We start from the raw sequence: 11,187 nt of genomic DNA on the forward strand, positions 1-11,187 counted from the left end.
AAGGGTAATCATAAAAGGAGAAAAAAATGTTATTTGATAAATTAAATCTCATTTCGCCAATTCGGGAGGCACTATTGGCGGAAGGATATACTGCACCTACCGATATACAGGAACAGACTATTCCGCTCCTGCTTGAAGGAAAAGACCTGGTCGGGTGCGCTCAGACCGGAACCGGAAAGACAGCAGCATTTGCTATTCCCATACTGCAAATGCTTTCTGGAGAACAAAAGGATTCAAAAGAACTTAGAAGCATTAAGGCCTTAATATTAACCCCGACACGCGAGTTGGCAGTTCAAATTGGAGAAAGCTTCACAGTTTATGGACAATACTTAGGTCTTAAAAATAGCGTGATTTTCGGGGGAGTGTCACAGAAACCTCAGACAGATGCATTAGAAGAAGGAGTAGATATTCTGATTGCAACTCCGGGCAGATTACTTGATTTAATGAATCAGAAATATATAAACCTTCATCATATAAAGTACTTTGTGCTTGATGAGGCAGACCGCATGCTTGATATGGGGCTTGTGGTTGATGTAAAAAGAATCATATCACACTTGCCTAAAAAGAGGCAAACGATGTTATTTTCTGCAACCATGCCCCTGGAGGTTTCAAAGCTGATAGACTCTATTTTAACGGATCCTGTAAAAGTTGCAGTTACTCCTATTTCATCGACAGTTGATATTATTGAGCAAGCAGTATATTTTGTAGGGAAAAAAGACAAGAAACTACTGCTTATCCACCTGTTAAAAAACAAATCCATTACTTCTGCACTGGTGTTTTCACGAACAAAGCATGGAGCTGATAAAATAGTAAAAGACCTTGCCAAATCAAGGATAAATGCGGAAGCTATTCACGGGAATAAGTCACAGGTAGCACGACAAAGGGCATTAAATAATTTCAAAGACAAAAAGACAAGGGTCTTAGTAGCGACGGACATAGCTGCCAGGGGAATTGATGTGGAAGGATTGTCATATGTAATTAATTATGACTTGCCTAATATACCTGAAACGTATGTTCATCGGATTGGACGTACTGGAAGAGCAGGATTAGGTGGAGTAGCACTTTCTTTTTGTGATGCGGATGAAAAGCCATATCTGAAAGATATTGAAAAACTCATATCCAAGTCAATACCTGTAATTGAAGACCACCCTTATACCTTAACTTTAACGAAACCGGCAGAAGATAAGGATAAAACAAGAAAAACTGTTGATGGAAGACCAGCCTCAATTGGTTATTTTAGGAGTAGCAGAAGAAAGTTACCAAGAAAATAATTATAAAAATGAATCCTTTTCGTCAACTCACCTTGCACCATTTTGGCCTCGACCCTTTGATTAAAGTTTATACCCCTAAATATCCACAAACAAGGGTTTCTAAACTTTTTACTGTCCATTTTATAGGGTGTACTTTAAAGGGTGTTCAAACAATTTAGCAGTAATAATACTTTTTAGCAGAATTCGATTAATGCTAAATTGTATCATAATCTGAGAGATTAGACAGTCGAGACAAGGGGAGATGAAAAAGCAATTTAACAGTTAATCTCTCTTGACTGTACCGTAGAAACAACATAAACTTATCATAACCTGAGTTTTGCAGCAAAAAGAGATAAAAAACAGCCCGTATCCCTTAGATTAAAAGGGATTGCGGGCTTTCGTTTTTTACAAAAAGTTGTAGCGAATTAATTCATTTTTTTGTAGCTGCTAAAATTTTTTTAATGTCCCCCAAAGTGCGACTTCTATAGGAAAAATCAACATCTAGTTTGTTTCCGACATCTAGCAAAACATCATCAATATAATCAAATAAATAATGATTAGCTTTAAGTAGTGTACATTCTGATTTATCAAGGCTTTGAAGCATTTTTCCAATACTGTAACGACGATCTGTTTTCATTTCAAGGATTCTGGCAATCAAAAGGGATACAAAGCACGTTAGGAAATGTGCATTAATATGATCTTCTCTAGAAACATATACAGGACGAGCTTCTAAATCACTTTTTGTAACTCTAAATGCCTCCTCAATTTTCCAAAGTCCTCTGTACATTTCGATAATTCTATCATCTGATTCTTCATGCTCGCTGGTAACTATAGCATAATAACCATCTAAAGCCTCATCTTCCTTGATTTTATCCCAGTCTAATGAGAGAGATTTTGATGGAGTAAGTATTTCGCCAGTTTCTTTATCAAAATCAATTCCCTTAATATAGCTGACTGCACCGTAGGAGGTATTCCTAGTATATCTTCCGGGGTTGGAGATAAGATCCTGTGCTTTGGCAATAACGCCAGCACGTTCTGCCTTAGCTCGTTTGTCATACTTTTCGCTGTAAAAGATAACCTGTTTTTCATGTACGACCTTTTTCATCTTTTTGCCTGAGGTTGAAGTGACCCAGATGGTTCTAGGATAAAGGCGAGATTTCCTTTTGTATTCACTACCAAGCCATTCATATCCATCTTCTTTTAAAACATAGTCCTTCATCTCTTTATTGGAACCTCTGACAGACAAGCTAAAAACATAGCCGTCCTTAGCGGATAGTGTGTACCAAATATTATCTCCTGTACACATGCCTTTATCAGCCACAACAACCACCCGTCCTAAACCATATTCTGTCTTAATCCTGGTGAAGTTTGGACGGTAAGTTAAACAATCGTTTGTATTTCCTGAGAAGAGTTGATAAGTGATGGGAAGTGCGTTGTTGTCTGTAAAAAGTCCCATTTGTACAATAGGATTTGGCCTATGCTCTTTTGAAACTCCTTTAGTTTTGAAATCGTCCATAGAGTCTGTTTCAAAGTAATAGTTAGTTACATCATAGTAAACAAGACTTGTATCACGTCCATAATTTTGCTTAATACGGTCATTTAGCCATAGCTGAAGATTTGAACTTTGTTTATTCAAGAAAGTCAAGCAGCGATATACATCGTCCAAAGTGTAATTTTCTTTTTCGAAATATCGGCTTCGTTCTTCAAAAGTCTTCTTTTTTGAGGCGGGTCTTAGAAGCTTGGAGAATGTCAGCAGCTTCATAATGTTGTTTGTGTCAAACTCTAGCTTTGTACTGCGCTGTCTACTTAGCATGAATTTATCAATTTCTAATTCGTGATAAATCTTACTCAAAACCGCATGTCCAAAGTTTTTTCTGTAAATTGTGTCCTTTGATATTTTTTCGTCGGGTTCAATAGAAAAAGTATATGCGACTTTTCGCTCAGCCTTCTCTTTTTTTAGTTGTTCAACCTTTTTTGTGAAGTGAGCGATGGGGTCGGAAAACTGTTTTTCCAGATCATCCAGATACCCAATCTTTTCTATTGTAACTTGTCGGGAATAGCCTTTTAGCTTATCTCGGTATCCATCAACAATTGATAAATAAATTCTTCCACTTTTTTGAGGAGTTTTCTTTAAATACATATCAACCATCCTTAGTATTAATAGTTATATTATATCATAATACGCCGAAATACGCTACTAAAATATTCATAAAAATGAAAATAGCTTGAATCCTTTTAGTTATCTAGGTTTCAAGCTCTATAGCTTAAAGACTAACTGCAAAACAGTGGTAAAAGGAAGTAAGATTTACATATTTGTATCTTAAAATAATAATAAAATAGCATAGGCAAAAATCGACAAATTCCAACAATTTGTAAAAAAAAAAATAATTGACAGAAAGTATGAACTTGTTTATAATTAAAAAAAGATAAAAATAAAGTATATAGAGAATTTAATAGAAAGTTGGAACAAAGCAAAATTGTGGGGGAATTTCTTATTCACTGAATTGTTAGTTGAATATATATATATGGCTTAGGTTTTAAATAGATAAGGCTTCCTTACTGGTGTTTGTTAAGTTAGGTAAAGCCTTTTTGTTTTTGTTAACATAATGATGCAAAGTAGAAGCCTGGATATATTACTTAATAGCAATTTAAGTTGATTAGATAGTTGCAAGGAAAGATTTAAATCAAAAAACCCATAAATCATACAACTTCTTGGCGGAAACCAATGATTCATGGGTTAGCAGCACAATAGCTTTATGCTATTTTGCTTTGCTATTTTTTATTATACCACAAACATAATAAAAGTAAACTTGATATTAAGTAAATGTTAAGTATTATGTTAGCATAATAGGCACTTATTGGATGTTAATCGCTGGTGGGTCACATTAGCTCTGATGAGGAATATACAATGAAAGTCATTGTAACTTATATTGTAAGATAAGTGAAAGGGCGAAGCTATGGAATTGCATTGAGCAAATTGTGAGGTAGAATAGATGTATTGGTATGTGCTCTTTGTACAAACAGGTCAGGAATATAAGGTTGAGCAATTTTTAAAAAAAAGGTTGGATACAGGAATATTTGTGCCTTTTGTGCCACTACAGGAAATCCTTTTTAAGACTAATGGAACCTTAAAGAAGGAGCGAATGCCTTTGTTTCCAGGTTATGTGTTTATCGAGTCAGAAGTAACCGATTTAGAGTTTAGAAAAAAGATAAGTACCTTAATCTGTGATTCGCGTAATATTATTAGTATATTAAAATACTCTGATACAGAGATTGCAATGAGAGAACATGAAAGGCAAGTTTTGCTGGGGTTAAGCAATAACAACAATTGTGTAGAATTATCAAGTGTATTTATAGAAGGGGATAGAATACAAATAATTGGCGGACCGCTGAAAGGTATGGATAGTGTAATAAAAAAAGTAAATCGTCATAAAAGACAAGTGTGGATTGAGATTGAATTTATGGGTTGTAAAAGGTTATTTCGCATGGGATTTGAGATTGTTGAAAAATGCTAGTTCATTTATCTTACATTGGTGAGTAATTACAATACGTTGCTACAGGATAAGGTATTATTGAGATATTTGAATTGGGCATTAAGTGTAGGAAGCATTTTAAGACGTTTATTGGTAATATAAAGTTAAACTGTTGTTTATAAGCTGATAAAACAAAATGTGATATGATATAAAAATTATTTATACTAAGAGGAAAAATAAAATGAGAAGTGTTGATAGAAAGTGGATAGTCAATAAAAAGCCAAATAGTAATGCGCGTATTCGATTATTTTGTTTTCCATTTGCTGGTGGAGCTGCCTCTGTATTTCATTCATGGATTTCTAAGCTTCCAGAATATATTGAAGTATGTTCCATTCAGCTTCCGGGAAGGGAAAATAGATTTAGTGAAAAGCCGTATACTAGTATTGGACCTTTAGTAGATGACTTAATGAAAGATATTATAGATTATTTTTACATGCCATATGCTTTTTTTGGATATAGTCTTGGGGCTACAATTTGTTTTGAACTTGCACAAAAATTAAGACAAAATATGCATCCTCAACCGATGCATTTGTTTATTTCTGGGAATACAGCACCACATATACCAGATGAAGAAATAATACATAATATTCCTCAAGTACAATTTATTGAGAAAATTCGTCAATATAACGGAACCCCGGATTTTATTTTAAATAATAAGGAATTAATGGATGTTTTTATTCCAATTCTGAGAGCAGATCTTGAACTTGAGGAAACATATCGGTACTCATGTTGTGAACCATTCGAATATCCTATAACTGTCTTTGGTGGCGAGGATGATCTTGAAGTAAGCATTGAGGGTTTGATGGAATGGAATAAGTATACTACAGATAGATTTTCAATGAAGATGTTTCCGGGAGGGCATTTCTTTCTCCGCGAGGCTCAAATACCACTATTACAATGCATAGTTAACGAACTAAAACTTACTGGCAATATGTTGAAGAAATTGTAAAATATTTATCGCAATATGTAAATGCTTAATGAGAGTTTATTTGAATGTAATATTCAATACAGAATTTGCTTACAAAGTATAACACCAAATAAAAATTCTTTATCCAATATTTAACATAGAAGGAGACCGATTATGGAATTATATTCGCTCGATTTAACTGAAATACAGGGGAATAATCAAATTGCATTCAGGGCTTTTGTTGACTCAGAAATTGTTCCTCTGGCGGCTGCGTTTGATCAAAATGAGTATATTTCGTTTGATATTATAAATAAAATGGTTGAAAAAGGCTTCTGGGGGGCTGAATTACCTCGTGAATATGGTGGTAGGGGTTTTGATATGATTTCCTATGGGCTTTTCAATGAAGAAATCGGCAGAGGATGTGCCAATATAAGGAATCTTGTAGGGGTACAGGGTATGGTTTCAAGCGCGATACTTAAATGGGGAAGCGATGAACAGAAGAATAATTGGTTACCCAGGATGGCATCCGGTGAAATTACAGCTGCTTTTGCTTTAACGGAGCCTGATATAGGTAGTGATGTGAAAAGTATGAAGACATCCGTGATGCAGGATAATTCCGAATACATAATAAATGGTAGTAAAAAATGGATTACTTTTGGGCAAAGTGCAAATTTGTATTTAGTTTTTGCTCAATGTGATGGAAAAGTCGGTGCTTTTTTGGTTGAGCGGGATACTCCGGGCTTTTCAACCAAGCCTATAAAGGGCCTGTTGGGATTCAGAGGTTCAATGCTTGCAGAACTCAATTTTGATGAATGTAGGATACCTAAGGAAAACATTGTTGGAAGACTTGGTTTTGGATTGTCACATGTCGCCAACTATGGCTTGACCCATGGAAGATATAGCACAGCTTGGGGATGCGTGGGGCTTGCACAGGGATGTTTGGATGCTTGTGTCAAATATGCAAGCGAGCGTAAGCAATTTGATACTTATTTGAAGGAACATCAGCTGATTCAACAGATGATTGCAGATATGATGACAAATGTAACCGCAGCAAGGCTTTTGTGTCTGCATGCTGCATACTTGAGAGAAGCAGGCGATCAAAGGTCTATAATGGAAACATCTTTAGCCAAATACTTTGCTTCAACAATCGCTTCCAAGGCAGCCAGCGATGCAGTTCAAATTCATGGGGCCAATGGTTGCAGCGCTAAATATCCGGTTGCCAGATATATGAGAGATGCAAAGATTATGGAAATTGTTGAGGGAAGTACACAAATACAGCAGGTTCTTATTGCCAGACATGCGTTTAGCAAGAGAAGACAAAGCATGCCAAAGCAAGCGGAACGCAGTTGATGCCAAATAAATCTTAAAATATATAAACAGGAGATATATTAGCAGAATTATGATTGAGTGCAAAATAAAAGTAGATGGTTTTCAACTTTTTATGAGGGAGATGGGACAGGGAACCCCTACTGTTATTTTTGAAAGTGCGATGGGTGGTAATCTCGGTTCATGGTGTCCTGTACAAATGGAAGTTTCGAAAAAAGCAAGGTCAATTGCTTATGACAGAGTTGGAAACGGCAGGTCTGAAAAAAGTCCGAATCCAAGAAATATACTAATTATGGCCCGGGAACTAAAATCCATGCTATTCGAGGCAAGGATAGAGCCTCCATTTTTACTTGTAGCAGCGTCTTATGGAGGCTTTGTAAGTCGTGCATTTGCTTCAATGTTTACCGATGAGGTCAAGGGTATGATTTTAGTTGATCCGTCTCATGAGGATTTTATGTTGGGAGTAAAAAATAGACGGACTGAAGATGAGTGGCAGGCATATATGAGTGGAATGGATATGATGGCACAAAGGTCAAAAGGTTGCTTTAAAGAGGAATGGGAATCTTACTTTGAAAATACCGATTGTATCAGAGAAATCAAGTTTCCAGATAACATTCCTGTTATTGTTATATCCTCAAGCCGTTATGGATATGTAGAAAAAAATTTTATGGGCTTAAAAAAAGAAGATATTGATATGAAATGCTTTTTGCATAAAAGTTGGTCGATTGACTATCCTAATATGGTACAAATTATCACTGAAAAGAGCGGACATGACATTGTATCGGAAGAACCGGAATTAGTAAACGGTACAATCTTGAAAATGTTGGAAAGCATTCGGTAGTTTATCAAAGGAGGACAAGATATTATGGGAAATGAAAAAGATATTACATATGAAATACATCCAATTGGATTTGTAAGAAAATCCGAAGATGAGGTTGGCGGAGGTAGCGGTGCTTACTTGGAAATACTTGAGTATTATAGAGACGCATTAAAAGAACTTAATAAATTCAGTCATGTTATTGTACTATGGTGGGCTGAGGATTTTTATGGCAATGATATACGCAATACCTTAAGGACAAGGCCTCCTTATGCCGAGGGAAATATTGTCGGTGTTTTTGCAACAAGAGCACCCTATCGTCCCAATCCTATTGCAATGACAACTTGTGAAATACTCAGTATTGACGAGGAAAAAGGAATTATCCAACTTAAGAATATTGATTCTTTTGATGGAACATCAGTTATTGATTTGAAGGCATATGTCCCAATATGTGACCGTGTGGAAGAGGTAGATGTGCCTGAGTGGCTTCCGCAGGAATGGACAGGTTGGTGGACTGCGGATAGCGATTGAGTGTTTGCTTGAAAAATTAATTCATACATACATATAAACTAAAACTTTAACTTCCAAAAATACCCTTAAGTTTGGCGGTTTTGAATAATTGAGTTTCCTTAAACTTTATAATAATTACTAAACTTGTTTTACTTTTGTATAATCCTTCAGAATTTCTTAATATTCACTCAGAAAAATTATTAATATTGACATAAATATAAACGCCTGTATTTGATGGAATTCTTCCATTCTAATCAGGTGTATTTCTCTTGTGTTTTGAAATCAATTCGGTTTTCAAAATTTAATCCATCAAAAATTATATGAGGTGCAATTAATGAAAAAACTTAGAAAATGGGCAGTCCGAATTCTGTGCGGTTTATTGGCTATTTGTATTATTCTAGTAGCTGCTGTAACATGGATTACCGTTAATTCATGGCCTAAAACTAATGGGACAGTAGATATTTCAAGCAGTAACAAAAATAAAGGAAAATCTCCCGAGGCTGTAGAGACACTAGCAAGCCTAAAGCATGGAACGGTGGAGATTATACGAGATAAATGGGGCGTGCCTCAAATATATGCAGATAATGAATATGATTTGCTTTTTGGGCAAGGGTATGTACATGCTCAGGATAGGTTGTGGGCTATGGAGATGAATCGCCATACCAGCAACGGTAGGCTGAGTGAAATTTTTGGCAAGATGGGTGTGGAAATGGATAGCTTTTATAGAACCCTTGGTTTGAGCAGGAGTGCTGAGGAGACCTGGAAAAAGCTTGATAAGGATAGTCGTTTCTTGCTTGAAGCCTATGCAGCAGGAGTAAATGAATTTATTGATACGCATAGGGGCTCCCTGCCAATAGAATTTAAGGTTTTGGGGATTGACCCGGAACCATGGACACCTGTTGATACACTAACACTTGGAAATGTTATGGCATTTTTTATGTCCTACAACTATCAAATGGAGATTATCAGAGCCAAAATAATTGCAAACAATGGTAGGGATGCAGTTAAGGAACTATTTCCTTTTCCATCAGATAATACAACTTTGATGATTCCTGACGAAGCACAGGATTATTACTGGTTGAAGGATAAGCAGGTAGTTGCTTTTGATACGCTTAAAGCCCTGGGATATGAGACTTCCTCGAAATGGGGGAGCAACAACTGGGTGGTCAGCGGGAGTTTAACAAAAACAGGAAAGCCAATTTTAGCAAATGATACTCATCTTAATCTGGGTATGCCATCAATTTGGTATGAAAATGGCTTGCACGGAGGTAGATTTGATTGCGCCGGATTTACTTTCCCAGGAATTCCTTTAGTGATAACAGGACATAACCAGAGGATTGCATGGGGAATTACCAATATGAATTCTGATGTTCAGGACCTATACCTTGAGAAGCTTGATAACAATGATAACCCTACGCAATATGAATTTCAAGGAAATTGGTACAAGGTTGATACTTTGAAGGAAAAGATTAATGTTAAGGGCGGAAGTTCTGAGGAGCTTACAACATATTTCACACGCCATGGTCCAATTATAAACAAGGTTATCGGCATTTCCAATTCGAGCCCTATCGCACTTCGCTGGACTTTAAGCGAAGGAAGTATGCTGATTAAAGCTGTTATTGATGTTAATTGTTCTAAAAATTGGACTGAATTCAGGTCAGCTCTTAAAAATTGGGATAATGCATGCCAGAATTTTGTTTATGCTGATGTAGATGGAAATATCGGATATCAGGCGGCTTGCAAAGTACCTATACGTGAATCCAAGCATCAGGGAATTGTGCCGGTGCCCGGTTGGACGGGGGAATATGAATGGAAGGGGTATATCCCATTTGAAGAGCTTCCTACCAGCTTCAATCCTCAAGCAGGATTTATTGTTACAACCAATAACAAAATAACTCCCGAAAATTACAAGTACACAATTTCTTATGATTGGGCGCCCGGTGATCGTGCTGCAAGGATAAGCAATCTCATAAAAAGTAAAGCAGGTAAACTGACTGTAGAAGATATGAAAGATATACAGGCCGACACATATTCCATGACTGCAGAGTCCCTGCGTCCTTTTCTGTTAGAGGTTACGCCTGGGAACGAATTTGAAAGAAAGGCACTGGAAAAGATAAGAAACTGGGATTTAAATACTGATAATGACAGCATTGGCGCATCAATATATGAAACCTGGTATAATTTTATGATAAAACACATGTTTGCTAAAAATCTTGGATTGGATGAGAAAGCAAATCAAGGTCCCCAGTTTGCCAGTTCGTATTTGGATTATAGCGATATGCATCAGCCGACTATGATTAAGTTAATGTCGGAGCCTAATAGCAGATGGTTTGATGATAGAACCACGCTGGAAGTCGAAAAACGTGATGATATAATCCGTAAAAGCTTTAAAGAGGCACTTTCAAAGTTGAAAAATAAATTAGGTAGGGATATTGAGGACTGGGAGTGGGGGAAAATGCACACTGTTACCTTTACTCATATGCCCTTTGGCATTATGGGAATTCCGGTAATAGGAGATATCTTCAATAGCAAAACCTTACCGGCATCAGGAAGCTTGTCGACAGTCAATATGGCTCAGTATAGTTGGAAAAGTCCGTTTATTGTCGGCTTCGGTACATCTCAACGTATGATTGTAGATATTAATAACCTTGATGAGATGCTTGTAATAAATACTTCGGGACAATGTGCCGTCACATTTAATAAGAATCGTGAGGACCAAATTCAGTTATGGTGGAAAAATGATTATATTCCTATGTTCTTTAAGCCTGAGACAGTTAGGAAAAATGGAAAAGATGTGTTGTCACTGCGCTTTAAGGAGTAAGTTTTCAAAACAAAATTATTTTT

The 11,187-nt window shown here is 36.4% G+C and carries 8 protein-coding genes; 7 read left to right on the top strand and 1 reads right to left on the bottom strand.

Annotation, left to right across the window (positions count from 1 at the left end; all coding sequences use genetic code 11):
* Window positions 1–26: 26 nt before the first annotated feature.
* Window positions 27–1,271: a DEAD/DEAH box helicase gene (locus DFR58_RS05935; protein ID WP_114296888.1), complete on the top strand. Its 1,245-nt coding sequence runs from the start codon at window positions 27–29 to the stop codon at window positions 1,269–1,271.
* Between the two features lie 409 nt (window positions 1,272–1,680).
* Here DFR58_RS05935 and DFR58_RS05940 read toward each other — a convergent pair whose 3' ends face one another.
* Complete coding sequence (locus DFR58_RS05940) at window positions 1,681–3,390, bottom strand: IS1634 family transposase (protein ID WP_114296889.1); 1,710 nt, start codon at window positions 3,388–3,390, stop codon at window positions 1,681–1,683.
* An 853-nt stretch (window positions 3,391–4,243) separates the two neighbouring features.
* Here DFR58_RS05940 and loaP point away from each other — a divergent pair.
* The 6 genes from loaP to DFR58_RS05970 all read left to right on the top strand — a co-directional run bounded on the left by loaP (window position 4,244) and on the right by DFR58_RS05970 (window position 11,164).
* Window positions 4,244–4,765 (top strand): antiterminator LoaP, encoded by a 522-nt coding sequence (gene loaP, locus DFR58_RS05945; RefSeq protein WP_114296890.1) that lies wholly within the window; start codon window positions 4,244–4,246, stop codon window positions 4,763–4,765.
* A gap of 199 nt (window positions 4,766–4,964) precedes the next feature.
* Window positions 4,965–5,732: a thioesterase II family protein gene (locus DFR58_RS05950; RefSeq protein WP_114296891.1), complete on the top strand. Its 768-nt coding sequence runs from the start codon at window positions 4,965–4,967 to the stop codon at window positions 5,730–5,732.
* Window positions 5,733–5,864: 132 nt separating this feature from the next.
* Window positions 5,865–7,040: an acyl-CoA dehydrogenase family protein gene (locus DFR58_RS05955; RefSeq protein WP_114296892.1), complete on the top strand. Its 1,176-nt coding sequence runs from the start codon at window positions 5,865–5,867 to the stop codon at window positions 7,038–7,040.
* Window positions 7,041–7,089: 49 nt separating this feature from the next.
* Window positions 7,090–7,857: an alpha/beta fold hydrolase gene (locus tag DFR58_RS05960; protein WP_114296893.1), complete on the top strand. Its 768-nt coding sequence runs from the start codon at window positions 7,090–7,092 to the stop codon at window positions 7,855–7,857.
* Window positions 7,858–7,881: 24 nt separating this feature from the next.
* Entirely contained in the window at window positions 7,882–8,364 is a 483-nt protein-coding gene (gene tsaA, locus DFR58_RS05965) for a tRNA (N6-threonylcarbamoyladenosine(37)-N6)-methyltransferase TrmO (protein ID WP_114296894.1), read from the top strand.
* A gap of 313 nt (window positions 8,365–8,677) precedes the next feature.
* On the top strand, window positions 8,678–11,164 hold the full coding sequence (locus DFR58_RS05970; RefSeq protein ID WP_114296895.1) for a penicillin acylase family protein: 2,487 nt from the start codon (window positions 8,678–8,680) through the stop codon (window positions 11,162–11,164).
* Window positions 11,165–11,187 lie beyond the last annotated feature (23 nt).

The sequence above is a fragment of the Anaerobacterium chartisolvens genome, from assembly GCF_003337415.1.
GTDB lineage: Bacteria > Bacillota > Clostridia > Acetivibrionales > DSM-27016 > Anaerobacterium > Anaerobacterium chartisolvens.

Coding starts and splice junctions, on each gene's coding strand:
- DFR58_RS05940 (WP_114296889.1), bottom strand. CDS start 3,390: ATGTATTTAAAGAAAACTCCTCAAAAAAGTGGAAGAATTTATTTATCA.
- DFR58_RS05960 (WP_114296893.1), top strand. CDS start 7,090: ATGATTGAGTGCAAAATAAAAGTAGATGGTTTTCAACTTTTTATGAGG.
- DFR58_RS05935 (WP_114296888.1), top strand. CDS start 27: ATGTTATTTGATAAATTAAATCTCATTTCGCCAATTCGGGAGGCACTA.
- DFR58_RS05970 (WP_114296895.1), top strand. CDS start 8,678: ATGAAAAAACTTAGAAAATGGGCAGTCCGAATTCTGTGCGGTTTATTG.
- tsaA (WP_114296894.1), top strand. CDS start 7,882: ATGGGAAATGAAAAAGATATTACATATGAAATACATCCAATTGGATTT.
- loaP (WP_114296890.1), top strand. CDS start 4,244: ATGTATTGGTATGTGCTCTTTGTACAAACAGGTCAGGAATATAAGGTT.
- DFR58_RS05955 (WP_114296892.1), top strand. CDS start 5,865: ATGGAATTATATTCGCTCGATTTAACTGAAATACAGGGGAATAATCAA.
- DFR58_RS05950 (WP_114296891.1), top strand. CDS start 4,965: ATGAGAAGTGTTGATAGAAAGTGGATAGTCAATAAAAAGCCAAATAGT.